Annotated in this window: 20 protein-coding genes; 17 read left to right on the top strand and 3 right to left on the bottom strand. The window is 52.2% G+C overall.

Annotation, left to right across the window (positions count from 1 at the left end):
- Nucleotides 1-36: 36 nt before the first annotated feature.
- A complete protein-coding gene (locus GC087_RS04805; protein WP_058702234.1) occupies nt 37-975 on the bottom strand; it encodes a sensor domain-containing diguanylate cyclase in 939 nt (312 codons plus the stop codon).
- 443 nt (nt 976-1,418) lie between these two features.
- Between GC087_RS04805 and GC087_RS04800 the strand changes: the two genes are divergently transcribed.
- The 8 genes from GC087_RS04800 to GC087_RS04765 all read left to right on the top strand — a co-directional run bounded on the left by GC087_RS04800 (nt 1,419) and on the right by GC087_RS04765 (nt 11,381).
- Nucleotides 1,419-1,661: a hypothetical protein gene (locus GC087_RS04800; RefSeq protein WP_033739719.1), complete on the top strand. Its 243-nt coding sequence runs from the start codon at nt 1,419-1,421 to the stop codon at nt 1,659-1,661.
- 111 nt (nt 1,662-1,772) lie between these two features.
- On the top strand, nt 1,773-2,438 hold the full coding sequence (locus tag GC087_RS04795; RefSeq protein WP_033739721.1) for a YfdX family protein: 666 nt from the start codon (nt 1,773-1,775) through the stop codon (nt 2,436-2,438).
- 441 nt (nt 2,439-2,879) lie between these two features.
- Nucleotides 2,880-4,457: a methyl-accepting chemotaxis protein gene (locus tag GC087_RS04790; protein WP_324029832.1), complete on the top strand. Its 1,578-nt coding sequence runs from the start codon at nt 2,880-2,882 to the stop codon at nt 4,455-4,457.
- A 187-nt stretch (nt 4,458-4,644) separates the two neighbouring features.
- Nucleotides 4,645-5,040, top strand: coding sequence for an acyl-CoA thioesterase (locus GC087_RS04785; protein ID WP_058702236.1), 396 nt, complete (start codon nt 4,645-4,647; stop codon nt 5,038-5,040).
- A 288-nt stretch (nt 5,041-5,328) separates the two neighbouring features.
- A complete protein-coding gene (locus tag GC087_RS04780; RefSeq protein WP_058702237.1) occupies nt 5,329-6,615 on the top strand; it encodes a methyl-accepting chemotaxis protein in 1,287 nt (428 codons plus the stop codon).
- A gap of 757 nt (nt 6,616-7,372) precedes the next feature.
- Entirely contained in the window at nt 7,373-8,659 is a 1,287-nt protein-coding gene (locus tag GC087_RS04775; RefSeq protein ID WP_006118256.1) for a methyl-accepting chemotaxis protein, read from the top strand.
- Nucleotides 8,660-9,125: 466 nt separating this feature from the next.
- A complete protein-coding gene (locus GC087_RS04770; RefSeq protein WP_324029829.1) occupies nt 9,126-9,878 on the top strand; it encodes a DUF1868 domain-containing protein in 753 nt (250 codons plus the stop codon).
- A gap of 294 nt (nt 9,879-10,172) precedes the next feature.
- Nucleotides 10,173-11,381 carry an aldose 1-epimerase family protein gene (locus GC087_RS04765; protein WP_058702240.1) on the top strand — a complete coding sequence of 403 codons (1,209 nt, stop codon included), beginning with the start codon at nt 10,173-10,175 and terminating at the stop codon, nt 11,379-11,381.
- Between the two features lie 131 nt (nt 11,382-11,512).
- Here GC087_RS04765 and GC087_RS04760 read toward each other — a convergent pair whose 3' ends face one another.
- Together GC087_RS04760 and GC087_RS04755 are read right to left on the bottom strand one after the other, a co-directional pair.
- Nucleotides 11,513-11,875, bottom strand: a complete 363-nt coding sequence (locus GC087_RS04760) for a hypothetical protein (RefSeq protein ID WP_006118252.1) — start codon at nt 11,873-11,875, stop codon at nt 11,513-11,515.
- A gap of 442 nt (nt 11,876-12,317) precedes the next feature.
- Nucleotides 12,318-13,232: a LysR family transcriptional regulator gene (locus tag GC087_RS04755; protein WP_058702259.1), complete on the bottom strand. Its 915-nt coding sequence runs from the start codon at nt 13,230-13,232 to the stop codon at nt 12,318-12,320.
- Between the two features lie 145 nt (nt 13,233-13,377).
- On the opposite strand from GC087_RS04755, the gene GC087_RS04750 reads away from it, so the two are divergent.
- The 9 genes from GC087_RS04750 to GC087_RS04710 all read left to right on the top strand — a co-directional run bounded on the left by GC087_RS04750 (nt 13,378) and on the right by GC087_RS04710 (nt 23,824).
- On the top strand, nt 13,378-14,799 hold the full coding sequence (locus GC087_RS04750) for a M20 family metallopeptidase (protein ID WP_205958818.1): 1,422 nt from the start codon (nt 13,378-13,380) through the stop codon (nt 14,797-14,799).
- The gene (locus tag GC087_RS04745; protein WP_006118250.1) at nt 14,796-16,070 is read left to right on the top strand and encodes an MFS transporter; all 1,275 of its coding nucleotides are present in this window, start codon (nt 14,796-14,798) and stop codon (nt 16,068-16,070) included. Before GC087_RS04750 ends, GC087_RS04745 begins: the two co-directional genes overlap by 4 nt.
- A gap of 963 nt (nt 16,071-17,033) precedes the next feature.
- Complete coding sequence (locus GC087_RS04740) at nt 17,034-17,894, top strand: glycosyl hydrolase family 28-related protein (protein WP_324029826.1); 861 nt, start codon at nt 17,034-17,036, stop codon at nt 17,892-17,894.
- Nucleotides 17,891-18,343 (top strand): hypothetical protein, encoded by a 453-nt coding sequence (locus GC087_RS04735; RefSeq protein ID WP_039342256.1) that lies wholly within the window; start codon nt 17,891-17,893, stop codon nt 18,341-18,343. Before GC087_RS04740 ends, GC087_RS04735 begins: the two co-directional genes overlap by 4 nt.
- A gap of 547 nt (nt 18,344-18,890) precedes the next feature.
- Nucleotides 18,891-19,778: a ParA family protein gene (locus tag GC087_RS04730; protein ID WP_210446433.1), complete on the top strand. Its 888-nt coding sequence runs from the start codon at nt 18,891-18,893 to the stop codon at nt 19,776-19,778.
- Nucleotides 19,771-21,135 carry an SPI-7-type island replicative DNA helicase gene (dnaB-PI, locus tag GC087_RS04725; protein WP_324029824.1) on the top strand — a complete coding sequence of 455 codons (1,365 nt, stop codon included), beginning with the start codon at nt 19,771-19,773 and terminating at the stop codon, nt 21,133-21,135. The genes GC087_RS04730 and dnaB-PI overlap by 8 nt, the downstream gene beginning before the upstream one ends.
- Complete coding sequence (locus GC087_RS04720) at nt 21,132-22,841, top strand: ParB family protein (RefSeq protein WP_210446435.1); 1,710 nt, start codon at nt 21,132-21,134, stop codon at nt 22,839-22,841. The genes dnaB-PI and GC087_RS04720 overlap by 4 nt, the downstream gene beginning before the upstream one ends.
- Nucleotides 22,834-23,091, top strand: a complete 258-nt coding sequence (locus tag GC087_RS04715) for a TraR/DksA C4-type zinc finger protein (RefSeq protein ID WP_210446436.1) — start codon at nt 22,834-22,836, stop codon at nt 23,089-23,091. The genes GC087_RS04720 and GC087_RS04715 overlap by 8 nt, the downstream gene beginning before the upstream one ends.
- Nucleotides 23,081-23,824 (top strand): DUF2786 domain-containing protein, encoded by a 744-nt coding sequence (locus GC087_RS04710; RefSeq protein ID WP_210446437.1) that lies wholly within the window; start codon nt 23,081-23,083, stop codon nt 23,822-23,824. The genes GC087_RS04715 and GC087_RS04710 overlap by 11 nt, the downstream gene beginning before the upstream one ends.
- Nucleotides 23,825-23,866 lie beyond the last annotated feature (42 nt).

Here is a 23,866-nt window from a genome sequence, read left to right as displayed (position 1 = left end):
ACCGATGGTCAAACCAGAAGCAGAAAAAACGCGTTTTTACAACGCTACACCGCGTTTACCGTTTTTTTTGATGCGGTACATCGCCTCATCAGCACGGGCCAGCGCACTGTCAAAGTTTTCTGGCTCCTCAACCTGAACAACCCCAATGGATGCGCCAATGACGGCAGTACCGTTGGTCAGCTCAAAAGGTTGCAGGGCAGCATTAAGACAGGCGTGCGTGAGCCTCTTCGTGAGTGGATGGGTTAACGCGAGCGGAATCAGTAAAACAAACTCATCGCCGCCCAGTCGCCCAATAATGACACCTGGTGGGCAGGCTGCGATAAAGCGCAGACTAAGTTGAATCAGGACTTCGTCGCCACTGCGATGCCCTAACGTGTCGTTGACATGCTTAAAATTATCTAAATCAATAAAGGCAATACATAATGCCTTTTTCTTCATATCGCGAAAATGATTGATCAACGCATGCCGGTTGGTTAATTGCGTCAGGGGATCGTGCATGGCCAGTGAAGCCAGTTGCGCTTCGTACTGTTTCTCTTTGGTCATATCAATGTGCGTGCCCGTCACTTTGATCGGTCTGCCCTGCTCGTCCCATTCACTGACGCGGCCCCGGTCCAGCACCCACGTAATTTTTCCTGTTTTACCAATCATCCGATGTAAGGCTTCATAGAAGGGTGCTTTGCCCTCGATATGGTCATAGAACGCCTTCAGAACATCTGCGGCATCCTCAGGATGCAGGCAGGATTTCCAGACATCAAAATGGGCATCCGTTTCTTTAGGCTGAAAACCCAGCATGGATCCCCAGCGGCGGTTAAAAATAACCAACTTGCCCGTGGGAATATCCAGTTGCCACAAGCACAGGCCCGTGCCGTCCAGCGCAGCACCCAATTTATCGCGGGCATCATGCGCAATACGCCTTAATCGCGCATTGTGTTTTTTTAAATTCGCAATTTGCTGCCGCAGGGCATCTTCAGACATATCGATAGCGGGAAAGGGAAAAGGCTATTTTGCCATTGCCATGCGCACTGTAAAGCAACATGTTCAAAACACGATGAGACAGGGATAAAGTCAACCCGTTCAGAATTAACCACGCTTAGCCGCATCAGAACCAGCATACGGCAGACGCTCAGTGACAGCGCGCTGAATGATTATCTTGCACAGAGAGTGATCAACGACGGCGCGGCTGATGTGGCTTCTTTTATGACCCGACTGTCAGCCTGTACGCTTTCTTCTATAGAAAACTCAGGTTTTTTAAAGAAGCGGTAAGATGTAACAAACACTGATTCGCAAGCCATTGAATTAAAATGATAAAAAAACCATGCAATTGTAACAGTGACATTTTTCTGCAAACTCATAATTACAATTAAATATCCTCCGGGTGTTAAGTAAAGACGTCAAGACGACATCAAGGAGATAACATCATGGCTCTGCCCCTTCTGCTTTCTTACCACGGTAACCTGTGTAAAAGTGATTATTCACGCCAGGATTCACATCTGACCGACGCCCTGTTTGTTGGCGATATGTTTTTCTCAAAAAACAGCCCGGACATTTCGCAGGCGGATTATGTTTTCAACGCCGTTTCACCTCATTATTTTTGCGTGAAGAATGCCATTCTGGATAACTGTTTCCCAAACAGCAAAAACAGCGACGTTGCATTTGTCTGACAACGCAGTGTTATTGCTTTTTCGAAAAAGACAGTCCTGGTAAATGAACACTACAGATGTAATCAATGACGTTAGCACCTTTCGGATGCATAAATACAGAGGATAAATATCATGAAAAAGATGATTATTAGCTCAATGATTGTAGCCGTATTAGTGTTTACTGGTGGCGCTGCGGCCGCTGAGTCCTTTAAAGACAGCCATACATTAAATAATGAAGTAATTTCGGCCCAGGCCGCGCAGGCCATGAATGATATTCAGCTTTCACGCAACGCGTTATTTAATGGCCAAACTCAACAAGCAAAAGCGCTGGCGACTCAGGCTGACACCTATTTAAAAGATAATAGTGTGGACTGGACAAAGTATATTCGCTATGACAAAAAAGCCCCGATGACGGGAGATAATTATATTCGCATCGGCTCCGATGTATCCGTGTCGGAAGATTACCAGTTATCAAAACAGAAAAATGACGCGATCGATAAAGCCAATCAGCATATTAAAGCAGGTGATAAGCAAGGTGCGCTTGATGCGCTGAAGCTGGCTGGCGTAGCCGTCACTGAAACGCAGGAACTGATGCCGCTACAACAAACAGAAAATGATGTTTCAAATGCCCTTGCTTTAATGAAACAGGATAAATACTACCAGGCAGGCATGCTGCTGAAATCCGCAGAAGAAGGCGTGATTTACGATACGCAAACTTATTCTGAACTGCCTGTGAGCCCGACCCTGCATCACTCACAGACCGGTGCCAGTGCATCACAGAGTAATAAAGGCTCGTAATTATCAATAAGCGTGACATTAAATACACGATGACGATGTTAAACAACAAGGCCGCTTTCATTTCATCGATAAGGTGAGATGAAAGCGTCAACCTTATTTAATCCGTTCAGATATCAAGCGCACAATGATACAGCCTGATTATCATCCATTTTTTTCTCCCCACTCCAGCGACTACGCTCACTTAACACAAATCCCCCGCATCTCCTTTTCATTATCACTTTTATTTTCAGTTCATTTATACACCTTACGCTAATCTCGTCCTTTCTATCGAATACTATAGATAACTCAGGAAATTAACTTTTTACTAAACTTAAGGATAGTTTTTAAACTTTTTTTTAAAAAACGGCTTCGCTTTCATAAACTGCCTTCCTTTGTTGCCGATACTCGAAAAGCAAGGGTTGTTATTACAAAAATAAAAAAATTACTAAACGGGGAATCAACATGAAAATCACAACAGGCCGCAAAATCGCGTTCGCGTTCGGCATCATCGTTCTTGTGTCATTAATAGGCAGCAGCTTGTCAATTATTAACTTTCTCAAGCTACGGCAGGCCAATAGCTGGAATATTCACAGTTATAAGGTGATGAGTCTGAGCGACAGCATGTTAACTGACATGGTTAATATGGAAACGGGCGTGCGGGGATTTGTCATCTCCGGTAATGAAGCCTTCCTGGCACCGTTCAACGCAGGCAAAACGGCGTTTGACCAGAAATATAATCAGCTCCGCACCATGACGGCAGATAATGCCAGTCAACAGCAAAGACTGACGTCATTACTTGACCTGCACAACAGCGTCCAGGCCATTGACGATCAGCTAATCGCATTGCGTCGTCAGGTTAATGGTGGACAACAACCGCTCGATGCCCTGACGCATTTTTTTCAGGAAGGGCGTGATAAAGCCTTTATGGATCGCTACCGCGCCGTCGCCGCCGGGTTCAACAACGCAGAATCGTCGCTGCTGGCTACGCGTTCTGACGACGTAAACAGCCTGGCCTTTGCCACGAAAATGACGCTCAGTCTGGCCGGGTTAACCACCATCGTGCTCTCGTTGGTGCTGGGCACCATCATTACACGCAGTATCGTTCGCGCACTGGGCGGCGAACCCAAAGCGGCTGCCGATATTGCTGGCATGATTGCTCAGGGTAACCTGACGGTAGATATTGCTGTGCCGCTTAAAGGCCAGGGCAGCCTGATGGCCTCGCTGGAAGCCATGCGCCAACAGTTGGTCACCATTGTGAGTGGCATTCAGTCCTCTGCGGAACTGATCAATAACTCAGCGAGCGAAATCGCCCAGGGCAATATTGACCTGGCTCAGCGCACTGAAGAGCAGGCTGCCGCACTTGAACAAACGGCCGCCAGTATGGAGGAGCTGACCGCTACCGTCCGTCAAAATACCGATAACGCCCGTCAGGCAAATTCTCAGGCGGATACCACTTCGCACGTGGCCCTGCAGGGGGGAGATGTGGTGAAACAGGTTGTCGAAACCATGCGCTCTATTTCAGAAAGCTCAGGCAAAGTGGCCGAGATTATCTCTGTCATTGAAGGGATTGCATTCCAGACGAATATTCTGGCCCTGAACGCCGCCGTTGAAGCCGCACGGGCTGGTGAAGGCGGACGCGGATTTGCGGTGGTTGCCGGAGAAGTACGTTCGCTCGCCTTACGCAGTTCTACCGCGGCTAAAGAAATCAAAGATTTGATCACCCAGTCGGTTGAACACGTGGCAAAAGGTTCGGGCCTGGCGAAACAGGCAGGTAACACGATGGAGGAGATCGTGAAATCCGTACAGGGCGTGACGACCATTATGGGCGAAATCACCATTGCGTCGGATGAGCAAAGCAACGGTATCGGGCAGGTCAGCATTGCCGTAAGTCAAATGGACCAGGTTACCCAGCAGAACGCCGCGCTGGTGCAGCAGGTCTCCTCTGCGGCCCAGGGCATGGTGGAACAAACGACCCTGTTACGTAATGCCGTGTCCATTTTCCGTATTGACCGACACCAGCCAGCCGCTGTGCTGCGCTAAACAGCCTCGGTGTTTAGCTGCGGCATGACGTAAAGCCCACCCGGCACGTGTCTGGATGATTCTGGCGCGTGCCGATTTTACTGTTAGCGTGAATCACTCACCTTCCTCTGTCGCCTGAAAAAAGCCGTTTAAAAAAACAGCCATGCCGACTAAAGTGGGCCTTCCCTCACTTACCAGTGGCCATACTATGTTTAGCAAAACGTATCAGGTTGACGAAAAGCATATCGATTTTCAGGGCGTTGTAGACGGACTTTACTATCCCTTCTATATGGAATGGACACGCCACGCGTTTATGAAAGAGCACCTTGGCGTGGATCTGGAAGCGGAGTTTGCCGAAGGCCGTATCCATATGCTGCTTGAATATACGCTTCGCTTTAAAAAGAGCCTGAAAAAAGGCGATGAGATGCAGGTGACCTGCGCACTCGCGGCAAACGAAAAGCGTAACCGTGTTAATTTCGTTCAGCAAATTTTGGTTGATAACGTTGTTTATGCTGAGGCGGTTTTCACCGGCACCTGTCTGGAAAATGGGCGTCCCGTTATTCCGGCTTTTTTACGTAGTGCGATACCTGACGCCGGAAACTAACGCGCCGGCTTTCCGCCTGATTACCGCGACGCTCGATCACGACATTCTCATCATGTTGAGATCGAGACGTCCTCTCCTGTGTCGATGTACCTGCCTTGCCCACCACCTGTAACGTGACGCATCTCACTGTGCGCTCACCGTGGCTGAAATGTGACCTAAATATGACATGCGCAATGCCGATAACCGAAGTAGACCCGAGCCGATCGACTTCCCCTTAACCGGGTCGCTGTCTCTCCACTACGCGGTCATCACCTTTCGAGCTTATTACAGCGATATCTGGAGAGATCTATGTTTTCCCTTATGCGTTTACTTCGCGGCAAAAACGCGCGGAGCGCCTCGGATGATCAGAATAATATCCAGGCCATCCAGGCCTGTAGCGGCTGGATTGAATTCACGCCCGAGGGCATTATTCTCACGGCTAACCCGGCCTTCCTTGCCGTAACGGGTTACCAGCTCAGTGAGATCACCGGTCAGCACCATCGGCTGTTCTGTAAGCCTGATTTTGTGCGCTCCCGTGAATATGCCCTGTTTTGGGAAACCCTGGCCTCAGGCCAGTCATTCAGCGGCATTTTCGAACGCTACCGCAAAGACAACAGCCTGCTCTACTTAAGCGCTAACTATTTCCCCGTGAAAGATAAACACGGCACGGTCAAAAAAATTATCAAAATCGCTAACGACATTACCGATCGGCATGAAGAACTCACGCATAAAGAAGCGATTATTACGGCGCTGAACAACACCATGGCCATGATTGAATTTACGCCACAGGGCGAGGTCATTAATGCCAATAAAAACTTCCTTACGCTGATGGAGTACGATCTGGCCGCTATTCAGGGCAAACATCACCGTCTGTTCTGTTTTGACGCGTTCTATAAAGAAAACCCGGACTTCTGGCACAGAATTCAACAGGGGCGCGCGTTCACCGGGCGCTTCGAACGGGTAACAGCATCAGGAAAACGCGTCTGGCTTGAGGCCAACTACAACCCGGTGAAAGATGCCTCGGGACACGTTTATAAAGTGATTAAGCTGGCGTCGGATATTACCGAACGTGTCGTCACGGCGCAGGACGTGGCGGATATCGCCATGACCACGTCTGAAAAAACGTCACACATCACCGTGAATGCCAATGATGTTCTCAGTCAGACGGTGCGTAACGCCGAATCGATGGCTTCGCAGGTCGCTGCGGCAGCGGGAATCAGCGACAAACTGAATTACTCAGCCAAAGACATCAAAGAGATTGTCTCAACCATCCATAACATTGCCGGACAAACCAATATCCTGGCGCTCAATGCTGCGATTGAAGCCGCACGGGCAGGCGAAGCAGGACGCGGTTTTGCCGTGGTAGCAGAAGAAGTCAGACGTCTTGCTGCTTCTACCTCACAGGCGACGCAGAAAATCAGCAAGGTGGTCGAAGAAAATGCCAGCCTGATTGGCGAAATGCACCAGCAACTCGACGGCATTAACAGCTTTCTTACCACAGAAAACGACAAAATCACGCATCTGTCCGACAACATTCAGGAAATTTTCAGCGGCGTGAACGAATTCGTAACGGTGATTCATCGACTGAAGGTCTGAGGGCACAGGCAGCATTGATGCGATTCACGGCACTGCATACGGTTTTATTGTCAGGGTTACGCCCCACACACGGGCGCGTCATTGTTTGGCGCGTCAGCCTTTTCTGCTGCCGCCAGCCTGTCGACGCCGCCGTGTGGTGATGCAGCTCACGGGTATCACAGCGGCGACATGCCTGCCCGACAGAAAATCCGGCTCATCGCCATCGCAGGCGCGTTCTCGGGTGTGCATGAAAACGCCTGGCGACGCCATTGCCATCGGCTTCGCTCTCGCTGATTCACGCTTTCCTGTCATAAAAACGTCCCTACACTGCAACAAGCCCTAAACACTTTATGTTGACTGTATAGCCCCTCCTGATGTCTTCTTTTACCTCGTTTGACAAACTCTGGTTAACAATCTTATCCGGTCTGTAGCGGTTGCCGCTGACATCTGCCCGGAAAAGCCCCCGCTCATCCTGCTTTTTTATCTGCCGTCCTGTCTGGCAGCGGGAAGCAATCCGCCACATGGCTGCTGTTTTTCTGCTTTCGCCATCTTTTCACTGTTACAGGCAGTCTGTCAGAAGACGTAGCTCGTTATCTGTGTGCACTGACAGTCACTGTGATAAGCATCAATTTTTTTAATACATTTCTAAATATGAACCGGCCTGTGCCGATAAGTTAAATGACCCGGGCCGGACGCTTTACTTTCCATCAGACAGCAAACTCTCCGCCACGAGGCCCGACGCTTTACGCCCCTTTAACTGAATCAGATGGAGAGAAGTATGTTAGCCCTGACACGTTTTATGCCTGGTAAAGCTTCACTGGGGTTAGCGGACGACCAGACCAATACACAGGCGATCAAAGCCAACATCGGCTGGATTGAATTTACGCCCGACGGTCGCATCATTACGGCAAACACGCCTTTCCTCGAACTGACAGGCTACACGCTAAATGAGATCGCCGGTCAGCATCATCGCCTGTTCTGCGATGATGAATTTGTGCACTCCAGCGACTATACCCACTTTTGGCAAACACTCGGCTCAGGTCACTCGTTCAGCGGTATCTTTGAGCGGTTTCGCAAAAATCACAGCCGGCTGTATTTGAGCGCCACCTATTTCCCTGTGAAAGATCGTCACGGTGCGGTGAAAAAAATCATAAAAATTGCCAACGACATTACGCATAAACATGAAGCGTTAAAGCATAAAGAAGCCATCATTACCGCGTTGAATAACTCCATGGCCATGATTGAGTTTACACCGCAGGGTGAGGTCATTGACGCCAATAACAATTTTCTGAAATTAATGGGCTATCAGCTTGAGGCCATTCAAGGTAAACATCATCGCATATTTTGCTTTGATGAATTTTATAAGGAGCAGCCTGATTTTTGGCAAAAGATTCAGCAGGGGCGTGCTTTCACAGGGCGTTTTGAACGTGTGACAGCGTCTGGAAAACGCGTCTGGCTGGAGGCCAGCTATAACCCTGTCAAAGATGCCTCCGGGCATGTTTATAAGGTTATTAAACTGGCGTCTGATATCACCGACCGCGTAGAGAATGCCAAACGGATCGCTGACATTGCCGTTACAACGTCGGAAGAGACGTCGCAAATCACCTTTAATGCCAATGATGTCCTGGGTGAGACCATCCGCAATGCGGAATCCATGTCGTTACAGGTGGGTGCGGCAGCAGACATTGGCGACAGACTCAATCATTCTTCCATGGACATAAAAGAAATTGTTTCGACGATCAACACCATCGCCGGACAAACCAATATTCTGGCGTTAAACGCGGCGATTGAGGCCGCGCGGGCAGGCGAAGCGGGACGTGGGTTTGCCGTGGTGGCCGAGGAGGTCCGGCGACTGGCGGCTTCGACATCGCAGGCGACGCTTAAAATCACGAAAGTTGTGGAAGAAAATACCGCGCTCATTGAAAACATGTCCCGGCAGCTTGATGAAATCAGACGCTTTCTTACGACTGAAAACGATAAGATCAGCAACCTCTCGCGCAGTTTCCAGGAGATCAATCGCGGGGTGAACGAATTCGTGACGGTCATCCACCGGCTCAATGTGTAAGCATGAAAACGTCATGCCAGCGGCGCATACGCTGGCTTTTTTTTCTCAGACGAGCAGAAAAAAGCGCGCAGATGAACAAGCCACAACGACGCTGCATCGGGCGTTATAAAGCGTGCTGAAAGCTCTAATGCGGCCCGCTTAGTCATAACAGGTATTCCTCTTTCGCTCGTTGTACGTCTTCAGTCATTTTTTAGTCACAGATCTTCACTAAGCTTCCCGATTGAGAAGCGCCCTGAGCGGATCACCGTGCAGGATGACGTCGGGTTCTTTGTTTCTGCGCATGCGCGTTATTGTCCCCTTATCACAGCCCCCCCGCCTGTTAAGCCCGGTCAGGCATGAGAACAGCTTCTCACGAATACAGCACGCGCAGATACGGGTGGCGTTGCGCGGGGAAACGGTCCCGTTACCGACCTTGTCGGAACCGGCTAAATGCAGAGGTTATTCGATGACAACACGGAGAAGGCTGTTGAAAGGTACGATTGCCACCCTGGGCGGTCTGGCCGCTTCCCTCGCCATCGGTGCGGAACACCGCCCCAACGACGTGGGTCGTAAGTTTGACGCAGATGGCCGGGTTCTTCCCTTTAAAGGAAACACGATTATCTGCCATCTGCCGCAGCAAGGTGACGGCTCAGAACCCTTTGATGCCTTGCTTGATGTCTATCGTGAATTGCCTGGCGAAAGCTGGTCAAGGAAGGTTACCGCACTGCCGCCCTCCAGTTATCACATGACTGTTTTCGGCGGAGCCAACGACAAGGCAAGACGCTATCCCTTATGGCCTGCCGGGCTGCCGCTGGACATGCCCATGGACGAGTGCGACCGGATTCTGGCTGAACGCCTGCGGACATATAAACTGGGTGAGGATGCCTCGCCTTACCACATGCGCGTCAATCCGGAGGCGCCGCCTGCGCGTGAAACCCCGTTAACACTGCGCCTGCTAACGGCGGATGCGGAGACAGAGACGCGGTTGCGCCGTTTACGCGATCGGCTGTCCGAGGTCACCGGCATTCGCGAACCAGACCACGATCGCTACCAGTTTCATATCACGCTGGGATATCAGGTTGCGCCGTTGACCGACGACGAAGACGCCGCCTGGCGACGTTCACTGGCGAACTGGAAAACGATAATCGCGCAGCGCGCGCCAGTTATTACGCTCGGTAATCCCGAGTACTGCCTGCTGAATGATATGTTTGCCTTTAAGCGACAGTTTTATCTGACCTGATCCGCCTCACTGTGCAGCGCGACGCCCCTGCTTCGCGCCTTTGTTTTGATTCCTGACTTTACGCGCCAGCCACGGTTTACCGGTGGTGGCTGAAACGTTTACAGCTTTCGCGTTTATGCCGATAAAAAGATGACATAACAGCATTAATAAGCATTTTAAATGTGAGCAACATCCCACTAACACGCTTAATCCTGCCTGATTTTCCAGCAGGTGAGAGAAATCACGTTTCCGCGTAGCCCAAATCAGTAAATTCCTCTCACTAATGAAAAAACGATTCAGCCAGAGAGGTAAACGATGAAGACGAAACTCGCACTGACGGTGCTGGCCGTAATGATTTCGGGTTCGGTATCTGCAAAAACCTGGGTGCTGACGAGTGCTGAACAAGGCACCGACAAAGGAAACTGGCAGATAAACAGCAGCGAGCTGAACATTCAGGGCAAACCGTTCAGCATTGAGCAGAAAATGTTGCATGGCGGCAAGCAGGAAGGCAGTAAGCTTCTGGTCATCCGCAGTCAGGATGGCCTGACTATTACGCTTATTCCGACACGCGGTATGAACCTGCTCCGCGTAGAGGGATTCGGCACCCGCCTGGGCTGGGATTCCCCCGTTAAAGAGGTGGTAAACCCGGCGTTCATCAATCTTGAAAGCCGCAATGGCCTGGGCTGGCTGGAAGGATTCAACGAAATGATGGTGCGTTGTGGCTACGAATGGACCGGCCATCCGGTGAACGACAAAGGCCGCATCTACACGCTGCATGGCAAAGCCGGAAACACGCCGGTCTCGCAGCTTGAAGTCGAGGTGGCGGATGCGGCTCCGCATGAAATTCGTATTCGCGGTTTGATCAAAGAGAGTACGTTTAAGAAAGCCGATCTGCAGACGTGGACGGAATTGCGTTATGTGCCGGGCAGCGATCAGTTCAGCCTGCACGACGTGCTGACCAACCATTCCGATTACCCGCACGATTACGAGATCATCTATCACAGCAACTTCAGTACGCCCATTCTGGAGGAAGGTGCCCGCTTTATGGCCCCGATGTCGGGCATCAGCCCGTTCAATGACTATGCCAAAGCGGGGCTGAAAAACTGGCAGACCTATCAAGGCCCAACCAAAGACTTCGATGAAATGGTGTTTAACATCAAACCGCTGTCCGACAAGAATCATCAGACGGTCGCCGCCGTGGTTAATAAAGCGGGCAACAAAGGCGCGTCCATTCAGTTTGATACTCAGCAGTTACCGCTGCTGACCTTGTGGAAAAATACCGACACGCTTAAACAAGGCTATGTCACCGGGATTGAGCCCGGCACCAACTATGCCTATCCGGTCACGATTGAACGGGAGCAGAAGCGCGTGAAACAGCTGGCACCGGGCGCGAGTGCAACCTTTGATCTGACCTACACGCTGTTGCACAACAGCGATCAGGTAAATGCGGTAGAGAAGCGGATTCAGGCGATTCAGGGCGACACCAAAATCGAGGAAAATTCGACGCCGATCGCGAATGAATAAGCGCGGTTTACTGCCACAAAAGCGGTAAAGTTTCGCTGCTCATCACAGAGCCGGGGGCAACCCCGGCCAGTTGGTATTTACGCGAACAGCGTGGACAGGTTTTTTATTGCGCCGCTGAACGCAATATGGCGTTACGCTGAAAACTGGCCGGGATTATCCAGCTCGTCCAGCTTCTTCTCCACCAGCCACTGAAACGTTTTACCATCCGGTTGTGAGTAGAGCGTCTTTCTCACCGTTGACAGTGCAACCCACTTTTGGGCGATGGTCATTTTTCTGACCTCCGCCAGCGGCAGCCCCTGACTCTCGCTAATCACGCGGTTGACGGCCTGCTCCGCGCTGATATCAGTCCAGTTGTGGTTACGTTTCAGCGCCTCGCCGAACCACAGCAGACGAAAACTCTGGTGACGTTCGATAAGCCCTTTCATCGCACTGACGCGCTGCCAGAACGTTTTACTGAGGGTATCAATGACATCCTCAGGAAAGAAAGAATCCATGGTGGTTCTCCTTTGCAGATGAATGTTCAGGTCAGTATGTGCACTGTTTTCTGTTTTATCGGCAAACTTCCGACTGAGTGACAGTGACGTATGGCAGGAATGATAAGCGCGTCACAGGCTAAAAACGCGCGTTTTTACAGCCTTTTACGTCCTTTACACTACTCCACAACGCAGCCGTACTGGCGATCAGATAAAGCGGAAAAGCGATAAGGCGAAGTCCGAAAAACGCAGTCTGCCTTCACAGCGGGTGCGTAACCTCATGACGTAATCAAACGGCTGAAGAATGAAGCGGCCCAGGCAAGTGAACGCACGGCGCTTTCGTCATCCGTCAGGGGATCGTGGCCGTTGCAGAGCAAAGAGGCGGGCTTGCAGGGCGTTGAGCGGAAACGCTCTTATCGTCTGGGAAGCCCTACCTGAACCTACCGCTTTATAACCCGGCGTCTCAGGGCTGCGTGAGTGCCTCCAGCGCCGTTAACTGCTGCCGCGCAAACGCTAAAAACATCTCCAGCGCAGCGCTGCGGGGCCGACCAGAAGGCACCTGCAGTTGCAGATTGCGCTGGCTCAGTTGATCGATGTTGACAGATCGCATCACCAGTCCATGCGCTTCGGCTTCCTGTAGCACGCTGAAGGCACTACAGATGGTCATCGCCAACGGCGTACGCAGCAGAAACTGGAATAAGGTAGAGAAATTATCGCAGGTCACCACCGGCTCAATCAGGTTGCCACTCATATGGCTCGCCAGCTCAAACAGCTGACGCACGGTGGTATTCTGCTGGGGCAGTGCCAGCGGATAGGGACTGATATCACGCAATGTCACCTGCGGCGCGCTGGCGAGTGGGTGGCTCTGATGCATCACTAACAACACCGGCGCAGGCCAGGAGCCGATAATTTCCACGCCCGTTTCGGCATGGAGACTGAACTGCAGCGCCAGGTCGCACTCGCCGCTGCGTATTCGTTCGGACACGCCCTGCGGGCTGGCGACATTAATGTCAAAGAGGATGCCGGGATTCGTCTCGCGAAAATCGGCAATCATGCGCGGCAGCAACGTAAAGGCCAGCCCGTCGGTACAGGCCAGCCGAATCAGCGTGCGCCGCACGGCTTTCAGTCCTTTGATCTCGGCCAGCGCATAGTCCATATCCAGCATGTTCTTGCGCACATGATGGGCAAAAATTTCCCCGGCTTCATTCAGCACCATCCCGCGTGCATGACGTTCAAACAGCGGAACGCCCACCTGGGTCTCCAGCCGCTGAATCTGACGGCTGATAGCCGACACCGCAATAAACAACTGTTCGCTCGCCGCACTTAACGAGCCCGTATTCGCCACGGCGAGAAAATAGCGGATTTCATTACTGATCATGCGCGCCTCATGCTGGTGCATGCCTCGAAAACGGGCAGGTTAGCTTTGCTTTAAAAGCAAATCTTACTCGATAAATTGATAATTGTGGCAAAGCAGCGTTTCGGAAATGATGGGACAACATAATACGCATAAAAGATACGCAAACATGACAGCGCAAAACGCCATACAACAGGCCACCGCCTGGTTCGACAGTGGTGAATTTCAACGCATTCTGGCGCGTCGCGTGGCGCAGCGCACCGAGAGCCAGCGTCAGGATCGCGACGGCGAGTTGCATCACTATTTACACAATGAGATTGGGCCGCAGCTGCGCGCGCTGGGCTTTACTCTGCACTTTATTGAGAACACCGAAGCAGCCCATCGTCCCTTTCTGGTGGCGGTACGCATTGAAGATCCCGCTCTACCCACCCTGCTGAGCTATGGTCATGGCGATGTGGTGTTTGGCGATGACGAAAACTGGCGCGCAGGGTTAACGCCCTGGGAGCTTGTTGAAGAAGACGACCGCTGGTATGCCCGCGGCAGTGCGGATAACAAAGGTCAGCACTGCGTTAACCTGGCCGCGCTGGAACAGGTGTTTCAGGCGCGCGGCGGCAGGCTGGGTTTCAACTGCAAGCTGCTGTTTGAGATGGGCGAAGAGATCAGCTCGCCAGGTTTGGCACAGCTGTGCCAGCAGCACGGCGATCTGCTCAAAGCCGACCTGTTTGTCGCCTCAGACGGTCCACGCCTGAACGCGGTGCAGCCGACCCTGTTCCTGGGCTCGCGCGGCGCCGTCAATTTTCGCCTTACCATCACGGCTCGCGACAACGCCTATCACTCCGGCAACTGGGGTGGCCTGTTGAGTAACCCCGGCACGCAACTGGCCAATGCCATTGCCTCGCTGGTGAATGCTCAGGGCGTGCTTCAGGTGGCGGCGCTGAAACCCAGCTCACTCACTCAGCAGGTACGCGATATTCTCCGTCAGATTCACGTCGGCGGCATGCCTGGCGATCCCGAGATTGACAGAGACTGGGGCGAACCGGCACTTACCCCCACAGAACGCCTGTATGGCTGGAACACGCTGGAGGTACTGTCTTTTCTCACCGGCAATCCTGCCCGCCCCATGAACGCCATTCCGGGCGAGGCGACCGCGGTATGTCAGCTGCGGTTTGTGGTCGGCACCGACTGGGAAAATCTGGCGCAGCACGTCAGGAAACACCTTTCACAGCACGGCTTTGACAACGTGAACGTCGAGTTTATGCGCGGATCGCCTGCCACGCGGCTGGATCCCACCGATCCGTTAGTCGACTGGGTGCTGACCAGCATGGCCGAAACCAGCGGCAAAACGCCGGCACTGCTGCCGAACCTGGGCGGTTCACTGCCTAATGAGGTGTTCTCCGACATTCTCGGCCTGCCCACGTTGTGGGTGCCGCACTCTTATCCCGCCTGCGGTCAGCACGGCGTGAACGAGCATATGCTGAAGTCGATTGCGCGCGAAGGCCTGCAGATCATGACCCGACTGCTGTGGGATTTGGGCGAACAAGGCCGCGAACTGGTCGCGAAGCATCGTCACCATGCCGGAGGTGCCGCATGAGCACACTTAATACCACCGCATCTCTGCACGCGAATAAACCCAGCCTGCACAAAACCCTGTTTGCCACCTGCATCGGTAATGCGCTGGAGTGGTTTGATATTGCGGTTTACGGCTTCTTTGCCAGCTATATCGCCCATGCGTTTTTCCCGACCCGCGATCCGTCCGTGTCGATATTGCTCACGTTCGGCAGTTTCGGTGTGTCTTTCCTGATCCGGCCGCTGGGCGCGATTGTGCTGGGCAACTATGCTGACCGCCATGGCCGCAAAAAGGCGCTACTGCTCTCCATCAATCTGATGATGCTGGGCGGTGCCGTGATTACGTTTATGCCGGGTTACGACAGTATTGGGTTGATGGCCCCTGTACTTATCCTGCTGGCGCGGCTGGTTCAGGGTTTTTCTGCCGGCGGCGAATTTGGCAGCTCGACGGCGTTCCTGGTGGAGCATTTTCCCGAGCGCAAAGCCTTTATCGCCAGCTGGCAGTTTGCCACTCAGGGGGCCAGTACGCTGATGGCATCCGCGTTTGGTCTGGGATTAACGAAAATCCTGACGGAAAGCGAGATTCAGGACTGGGGCTGGCGCATTCCCTTTGCCTTTGGTCTGCTGATTGGCCCACTGGGAATTTATATCCGCCGCCATGTGCATGAACCTGCCAGCTTTGCCACACATCAACCTGATGTTGCCCCGCTTAAACGCCTGTTTGGCCGCCAGAAAGAGCTGATGTTGCTGGCGATTGGCCTGATGGTCATCTCCACGGCGGTTAACTACATGCTCAACTATGTACCGACCTATGCCACGCGCAATCTGCACCTGCCCGGCTCTGTGGCCTTTACCGCGACGTTAATGGCGGGTGTGATCCTGACCGTGGTGACGCCGGTTATGGGTCTGTGGGCAGAACGCATCGGCCGGGTTCCGTTGATGTGGGGATCGCTGATTTTACTGATCGTCACCATCTATCCCGCCTTTAAGCTGGTCGTCAGTCACACCACGCCCATCACGCTTGTCGCGCTGGTCTGCTGGATGGCGTTGCTGAAATCGATCTACTTCTCAACCGTGCCATCGGTCATGGCCGATCTGTTTCCGATGGGCACCCGCGCCAGCGGCATGGCGATCAGCTATAACATCGCAGTGACCGTATTTGGCGGATTTGCACCGCTGATCTGTTCGCTGTTAATCACCGCCACCGGCACCAGCCTGGCACCCGGCTATTACCTGATGGCCATGTCGGTGCTGAGCGGCCTGGCACTGCTGCGCAGCCAGAAGCGCGTGAAGTAGGAGAACAGGTGCACAGGGTTGTGCACCTGACGGATTTTATAAGGTGGCAGAAGTTTGGCTGTTAACGCTTCATTTGCTTCAATAACCCCAGCATCAGTCGGGCTGAGAAAGCTGACTGATTTTTCCTTTCTTTATACCTTGCTAAGAACCCCACCGATTGCTGTCAACAATATTCATCCCCACCCACTGTAGAATGTAACAGTCTTCATAAAACCCGGTAATGGCTCAATGTGTGGTCTGCTACCCCGAAAACGGAACGGTAGAAAAGACGCATTAATACTGTAAACAAGATTAACTTACTCACATGAGGCATCATCTTTATGCCGTCTGGCAAGCTGACGATAATGAAAAATAACGACCCAGTCACGATAAAGAAGCTCTGTGAACCATCATATTCTGCTGCGTTCCAGCAGCAAGACTTACGGAGAACCCACTAACACTTAACACGCACCGTTTTTATTCCAGTGATGGAACGGCAGAACAATAAGGATGCGTTCACCAATACGAGCAAAGATTATTACAGCGTTATTAAGAACAACCCATATCGGAAATATTTTTTAGCAGCATTAAAACTATCAGACCATGACTTTTCGCCTGGCCAGTGAGCCATCTTTCCTCCGCCTGAATATGCTGTTTGTCAGCGACCCGTTCGCCTTTTTCCTGTTGCGCGATTTGGCAGGGATCTGTGAATCATTTCAGATCGGCTTTAACTGTAAAATCTATCCCGTATTCTGTTTAACTCATACCGGCTCTGTTAACCATTTTGATCTCGCTCAATGTTCTTACGCTTAATGTTGCCTACCCAGGCAGAAACCCGTTTTTTATTACGTGCAATCATGCAAACTTGCCATTATTCAGCCCTCCCTTGCTGAAGAAGCAGTAGAAACACTGCGTAATTTACATTAAATACGGACAGACACACCATGCAGATCAAGTAGGTTTTACGTTAAAAATGAGGTGAATATGGATACGTTATATGACTATATTTTTGCGCCCGACATGGGTATTTACCCTGATACATCCGAAGATCTCTCTGAAAAACTCATTGCGCTATTAAATATCAGCACGCAACAGAAAAAAGGCATTTATTTCCCCGCAGGCGTCTACCTTTTCTCGCAGGATATCCAGCTCAAATCGTTTAACTCACTGAAAGGTGATGTTACCGGCACGGTATTTCGCGGTATCAACAACAAACGCGCCGTCATGTTTGGTGACGGTCAATATGGCAATACCGTCGCTAACCTGACAATAGAGAATATTATCTTTGAGAATGCGACGCTGTATTTTTACGGAAGAAAAACCGGCATTAATGTTAACTATAATGTTTTTATTAATACGGTGAGCGATACTAACGTGGCCCAGTTAACCTGCTCAACAAAGGCTTACCTGATTAAGGGCAATGTTTTTATGCGTGGCCGGGGTTATCCCGGCGTGGCGATAAATACCTATGGCAATGCGCCCGGCCTGATAATCGAGCAAAATTTTCTGGGTTCAATAACGGACATTTCTGTTGCGGAAGCGTGGATTGATGCAACCACAAAAGCGATGCTGCTGACGCTTATCGCATTACGCACACGGGGGATAATGACATTTGATGATGAGCAGGGACACTTTGTTGCCGGTTGGTACTCGACCAGCAATTTGAAAAAGGGGTTTTCCGTAAAAATTTCTTTTCAGGTAGCACGACTCCCCGCTTGTATAATCCAGCCAGCGGTGAAAATGATATTGTCCGGGATCATGCTGTTTATATTAAAGCCTACGACCAGGTTGAAGTTGTTGAGAACTATTTTTCAGGCTGGCCTGCTGATGCGTCCGGTCAGTTGAAATTCCGTAATGCCCGAGGCCTCGTATTTGCCGGTAACTATCTAAAAAGTATCTCATTTGATGCACGTCCCTACGACGATTTAGCCGTTCAATGGCGCATCATGCAGGATACCTTTATATTCAATAATTATTTGAACGATGGAATGATTAGCTACTGGAGTAATATTTATGATACGCCAGAGAAACACATCACCGTTTCAAAGTATCTGGTGTTCTCTAATCTGTTTATTAATCGCAGCGAAGATTCTCAACTCATTGGCTCGCCTGGCCCTGGCGTCACCCTGTTCCCTGACGCTTTTCTTTGCGCGGAAAACCGCTTTGCCGACAGTGGAAAACGGGTGGTGGTAGCAGGCGTCATCGCAGAAATACCCCTGCCAGCGATCATCGACCTGTTACCTGACTATGCGTTGCCCTATCTAAATCTTCAGCCGATCATGCCAGCCGTGTAGCCTCTCGCTTCGCCCCGGTACCGGCCGGGGTTTATTATTAGCCTGGGCCAGGCTGGACAGCCTGATTTACGCAATTTGAATGGGGCAGCAGGCCGTAGCAGTAAACTGGATGTCAGTCCTTGCGTCTGGCAGGCGTCAGCGACGTGATCCCGTTAAGCTGATGATAACAGGCTTCCGGTAAAAAGAGGTCTTTCTGCTCTGCTACCGGACTGCATACTTTTCGGAGAAGCGCATGACATAGGGAAGATCGAGGTGCTATCACCGCTCAGTCAGCCTTTTTATGGGCAGATGCCGTAACAGGCTGGCAAACGACATACGCCTTGTCCCTCGCCACGAAGAGGCTGTTTTGCACGTTTAGCCGTCCCGATAACTACGGCCTTGCCCCCAAACGCAAAAACCCCCGCCGAAGCGAGGGTTTCAAATTTGTGGTGCCCGAACCCGGAATCGAACCAGGGACACGGGGATTTTCAATCCCCGTGTTTCTAAATCACAGGAGAATGCGCATTTGCTCACACTTGAATAATGATTCTGTTATTCAGGTGAAAAAATGCATACAAAAACAAAAGTTATACCCGTTGTTTCTACCAAAGGCGGAGAGGGTAAATCAACTCAAACCGCTAATCTTGGTGGCTTTCTGGCCGATGCCGGCCTGAAAGTACTGCTCATTGACGGCGACCATGCCCAGCCAACAACCAGCAGTATATTTCCTCTGACTTATGAAGCCCCCTGCGGACTGTATGAACTGCTCATGCAGAGCGCAGACCTGTCGGTGGCTGATAACATTATCTCCCGCACAGACATAAATAATCTCCATCTTATTGCATCAAACGATCCCCGTAACCTTCTCCCGACCCACATGCTCAATGTGCCGGACGGTCGTGTTCGTCTGCGAAATGCGCTATCAGCACAGCTGTTCAGTAATTACGACGTGGTTCTCATTGACTCTCAGGGCGCCAAATCAGTGATGCTGGAGCTGATTATACTGGCCTCGACAGGTGAGATGATTGGCATGGTTAAACCTGTATTGCCGGACGTCAGGGAGTTTTTAAGGGGTACGGTCGCGCTGATGGAAGACCTGCTGCCTTACTCTGCATTCGGGATAAAACTACCGGCCATTCGTATGCTCGTTAACTGCATGAAGTATAACTCTCTGGCAAAAGCGACTATCGGCCATGCTGAAACCATCATCAACAGCAAAGAATACAGTGCCCATACTGATGAGATAGTCGTGTCGATGCTGCAGACCCGTATTTATGACCTAGCCGTATATGAACAGGGGCATGCCAGCGGAAAACCCGTGCACCGGCTGGAAAACAAAACGTCCCGTGTCAGCGATTCGGCATTTGATTCTATGCACAAGCTTGCAAGCGAACTTTTTCCTGAGTTTAAAGCGCGTTTTGACGCCTTTGCTGTCGGCGGAGGTGTGAATGTCTGATAACCGCAGAAATATACCGGGTCTCTATGCACTGGACGCGGAACAGAGCGTCATTGGCGGCCTGATGCTGGATAATGAGTGCTGGGATGAAGTTGTGATGCGTGTCGGGCCTGATGATTTCTTTCATAAGGCTCATCGGGAAATATTCAATGCCATGTCGCATCTTGTAGCGGCAGGCAGGCCGATTGACTTGCTGACGCTGACTGAGAGCATTGAAAGCCGGAGCAAGGACTCCCTTGAGCAACTGGGCGGCTTTGCTTACCTGGCTGAGCTTGCCAAAAACACCCCGAGTGTGGCCAACATCGTACACTACTGTGACATTGTGGCTCAGTACAGTCGCGGGCGTCAGTTGGCAGCCATCGGTAGTGAGATCCATGCGTCAGCCACCGCACCGGGCGCAGACATTGCCGCCGCGATGGAAACAGCCGAGCGGAAAATCACACAGTTGGCAGAGCGGGCCGAACCGCAGCAGGGCGTGACCATAATAGACGGACTGGAAAAACTGGCGGCCGAGCTGGAACGCCGCTGCCAGACTCCTGACGGCATCACCGGCACGCCGACGGGGTTTGACGAGCTGGATGACTTCACAAGCGGTCTTCAGCCAGGTGACCTCGTTCTCGTCGCGGCACGCCCCTCCATGGGTAAGACTGCGTTCCTTATTAATATCATCATGAATTCTCTGATGAAAAAAACAGACTCCAACGGCCAGTTCTACAGTCTGGAGCAGCCAGAAGAACAGATTCTGATGCGTGTGGTGTCATCGCTCGGTAACGTTGAACTGACCCGTATGAAAAGCGGAATGATGGACCAGGAAGACTGGGCCCGCGTATCAGGTGTATTCAAATTGCTTACTGAAGATATGAAAGATCGTTTGCTCATTGATGACACCAGTGATCTGACGCCGGCCATGCTCCGTGTGCGGACAAGACGCAACGCCCGCCGCTACGGTAATCCCTCCATTATTGGCCTCGACTACCTGCAGCTCATGCGCTGTCCTGACCAGGAGAATCGTACCCAGGAAATTGCCGAGATATCACGCTCTCTCAAAGCGCTGGCGAAAGAGATGGCCTGCCCGGTGGTAGCACTTTCCCAGTTGAACCGTGCACTGGAAAGTCGGGCCGATAAACGCCCCAACAACGGCGATCTACGCGATTCAGGTGCGCTTGAGCAGGATGCGGACGTCATCATCTTTGTTTATCGCGATGAGGTCTACAACGCAGACTCCCCGGACAAAGGACTGGCTGAGCTCATCATTGGCAAGCAGCGCCAGGGGCCTACAGGCACCCTGCGCCTGCGGTTTGAGGGCCGGTACACCCGCTTTGAGAATCTTAAGGCCGACACGGGGAGATTCGCATGAGTAACTTACGTAACCTCGATCTGGGTAAAGCCATGCTGCAGAGGGGCAAAAGCCCCGTTCAGCTGGCTGAAACACCTGCTGTTCCGCTTCCGGTCAGCGAAATGGCGATGGTGCTGACGCTGGATCAGCTCAGGCCCAATCCTGACAACCCGCGCAAAAGTAAAAATCCGCGTTATGACGAAATCAAGGCGTCAGTGCTTGCCGGCGGGCTTAATACGGTTCCTAAAGTCACCCGTGACCCAGAAGGAGAAGACGTTTACATTTTCAGTGACGGCGGAAACACCCGCTACCAAATCCTCAGTGAGCTCTGGCAGGAAACAGGAGATGAGCGTTTTTATCGCATTCTGACCGTCTTTAAGCCCTGGCCGGGCCGCCTCAAATGCCTTGTTGGCCATCTTGCTGAGAATGAAGTCAGGGGAGACCTGACATATATAGATAAAGCGTTTGGCATCCATAATGCGAGGTCCATTCAGGAGGAGATCCTAGGCCGCGCGGTGACATTACGTGAGCTCTCAGAACTACTTAACAGAGAAGGACTTCCTGTAGATTTTTCAACTATCAGCAGAATGGAAGATACCATTAAGTACCTGTGGCCATGCCTGCCCACATTACTGAACAGTGGTTTTCCTCGCCTGCAGGTTCTTTCTCTACTCCGTATACGCTCTCAGGCCAGTAAAGTCTGGGCACAGTATGTTAATGAGTCAGACCCTGCCATCACTTTTGATGAGGTGTTCTCTGCCAGCTGCCGCTCTTTTGATCATCCTGACAGTTATGCTTTTGAGACCTTCAGGGATGAGTTTATCGGGAAACTGGTGAAGGCTCTGCCACACCCCAGCCTAAACTATGACCGCTGGCTGATTGAGCTTGACCCTAAGGAGCAGAAGCGCCGCGAGCAGTTTGGAGAGCCGCCGGCCATGCCGCCGCTGACGCTTACTCGCCTGTCAGAGGGTTCTGGCGGGAAGGCTCCCCCTGTCACCGTTCTGCCGGATGATCCGACCACTGTCACGCCTGTTACCGGCCTGCGCTCAGGCACCCTAACGGGCTCAACCCGCCCCGAACCGGCTTCTGAGCCAGCTGGCCTTACAGTGCTGCCTGACAGCACTGGCATCAGCGCCGGCAGCCTGCCCAGAAGTGAAATCCAGAATGACCTGTTTGGTGGCCGTTCCGTTATTACCGGTGATGCCGTTATCACAAACAGTGAGCACGGCGCCGATCTGGGTTTTTCAGGCAGCCATTCCCTTGTTTCTGCGTTCAGCGAGCATGACGACACGGTGCCGGTATCCGCCGGCTCAGTGAGCTTTGCCGAAACCGGCCTTGAACCCGTCAGCGACATCTGGCTTATACCGGCTATGCAGGATGATGTTGAGCATCTTCAGGACATGGCCTACCGGCTGGTCTACGAAATTGCCGAGGGGATGGGCTGTGTAAGCGACATCAGTGAGGACAAAAGCCCTGAGTCTGCCGGTTTTTCCGTATCCGGCGGCAGTCGCGAGTTCAGCCTGTTCCTTGCGGGCCTGTCCGGCCGTCTGCCTAATCAGCAGTGCAACATGTTCATGTTCTGTCTGAATTTTTTTGGTTCACAGGAACCGGATGATACGCCGGTATTTGACGACGTCATGGTGGTCAAAATGATGCGCCTTATCCGCATCATTCGCCGCCTGCGTGAGCTGCAGCGCCTTACCGCAACAGGGGGAGAAAATGTCTGATGATTTGAACGACGAAATGGCACAGGCCAGTACGGCTTTATTCATTCAGCGCGGCATTGACGCCGTCCGGTCGCAGCTCCGTACCGATGAGCCTTCAAACGAGTTCTGTGAGTGCTGCGGTGCTGACATTCCAACAGGCCGCCAGCGTGCGATTCCGGGTGTGAAACTCTGTGCCGGCTGTCAGTACGTCAAGGAGAAAAAGGCCCTACACATGGCTGGCAGTTACCGGGGGGCTCATCATGGCAGATAAGTCAAAACTCACCCGGCGTATCCGTCGCCTGATGGCGCTGGGGACGCAGAACAGCAACGATCATGAAGCAGCCCGTGCGGTTGCGCTGGCGCAGCGCCTAATGCGCCGTCACGGCCTGAATGACGAACAGATTACGCTGAGTGCGATAGGTGAATCGGTCTGCGAACAGCTGACCAGTAACGCCGAGAAAGTGCCTTCCTGGATGCACTCGCTGGCCACAGTGGTGTGTATGGCCACAGGCTGCAGATGCTGGTTCGGCTGGTACGGTTACGTAAGCACGGGCGGGTTACGCCTTGTACGGAGGTCGCTTCACTTTTACGGTTTCGGCGAGCGCCCCGAGCTGGCCCTCTACATCTATACCGTCCTGCAGCGCAAGCTACGGGCAGCAACTGACAGCCATATGTCTGCTTACCGCAAGCGCCGCATTCTCAGGAGCACGCTGCGCGGCCGCGCCGACCAGTTCCGTGAAGGCTGGGTCTGCGGCGTCTGGCAGGTTCTTCAGTCTTTCAGTACGCCTGATGGTGAGAATCAGGTGCTGCAGCGCTGGCTGGCGCAGCGGCATTCGGGACAGGCTTTCTCTGCGCTAGTCACGCGTCAGGCGAAAAGCTGCCGCGGCGACTTATTGGCAAGAAACGCCGGATGGTTCGCAGGCCGTCAGGCCGAACTCAGTCACGGCCTGGCAGGGGCGCAGGCTAATAAGCAGCTTACGGCGGGAGACACACGCAATGATTAACACACTCTTACTGGGGGCCTGTCTGTCGGGCTGGCTTTTTGA

This window comes from Pantoea sp. JZ2 (genome assembly GCF_035191405.1).
GTDB lineage: Bacteria > Pseudomonadota > Gammaproteobacteria > Enterobacterales > Enterobacteriaceae > Pantoea > Pantoea stewartii.
This window is presented reverse-complemented; position numbering and strand designations above follow the sequence as displayed.

Coding starts and splice junctions, on each gene's coding strand:
- GC087_RS04710 (WP_210446437.1), top strand. CDS start 23,081: ATGGCAGATAAGTCAAAACTCACCCGGCGTATCCGTCGCCTGATGGCG.
- GC087_RS04765 (WP_058702240.1), top strand. CDS start 10,173: ATGAAGACGAAACTCGCACTGACGGTGCTGGCCGTAATGATTTCGGGT.
- GC087_RS04740 (WP_324029826.1), top strand. CDS start 17,034: ATGGATACGTTATATGACTATATTTTTGCGCCCGACATGGGTATTTAC.
- GC087_RS04745 (WP_006118250.1), top strand. CDS start 14,796: ATGAGCACACTTAATACCACCGCATCTCTGCACGCGAATAAACCCAGC.
- GC087_RS04755 (WP_058702259.1), bottom strand. CDS start 13,232: ATGATCAGTAATGAAATCCGCTATTTTCTCGCCGTGGCGAATACGGGC.
- GC087_RS04790 (WP_324029832.1), top strand. CDS start 2,880: ATGAAAATCACAACAGGCCGCAAAATCGCGTTCGCGTTCGGCATCATC.
- GC087_RS04800 (WP_033739719.1), top strand. CDS start 1,419: ATGGCTCTGCCCCTTCTGCTTTCTTACCACGGTAACCTGTGTAAAAGT.
- GC087_RS04785 (WP_058702236.1), top strand. CDS start 4,645: ATGTTTAGCAAAACGTATCAGGTTGACGAAAAGCATATCGATTTTCAG.
- GC087_RS04715 (WP_210446436.1), top strand. CDS start 22,834: ATGTCTGATGATTTGAACGACGAAATGGCACAGGCCAGTACGGCTTTA.
- GC087_RS04795 (WP_033739721.1), top strand. CDS start 1,773: ATGAAAAAGATGATTATTAGCTCAATGATTGTAGCCGTATTAGTGTTT.
- GC087_RS04750 (WP_205958818.1), top strand. CDS start 13,378: ATGACAGCGCAAAACGCCATACAACAGGCCACCGCCTGGTTCGACAGT.
- GC087_RS04805 (WP_058702234.1), bottom strand. CDS start 975: ATGTCTGAAGATGCCCTGCGGCAGCAAATTGCGAATTTAAAAAAACAC.
- GC087_RS04730 (WP_210446433.1), top strand. CDS start 18,891: ATGCATACAAAAACAAAAGTTATACCCGTTGTTTCTACCAAAGGCGGA.
- GC087_RS04760 (WP_006118252.1), bottom strand. CDS start 11,875: ATGGATTCTTTCTTTCCTGAGGATGTCATTGATACCCTCAGTAAAACG.
- GC087_RS04780 (WP_058702237.1), top strand. CDS start 5,329: ATGTTTTCCCTTATGCGTTTACTTCGCGGCAAAAACGCGCGGAGCGCC.
- GC087_RS04775 (WP_006118256.1), top strand. CDS start 7,373: ATGTTAGCCCTGACACGTTTTATGCCTGGTAAAGCTTCACTGGGGTTA.
- dnaB-PI (WP_324029824.1), top strand. CDS start 19,771: ATGTCTGATAACCGCAGAAATATACCGGGTCTCTATGCACTGGACGCG.
- GC087_RS04720 (WP_210446435.1), top strand. CDS start 21,132: ATGAGTAACTTACGTAACCTCGATCTGGGTAAAGCCATGCTGCAGAGG.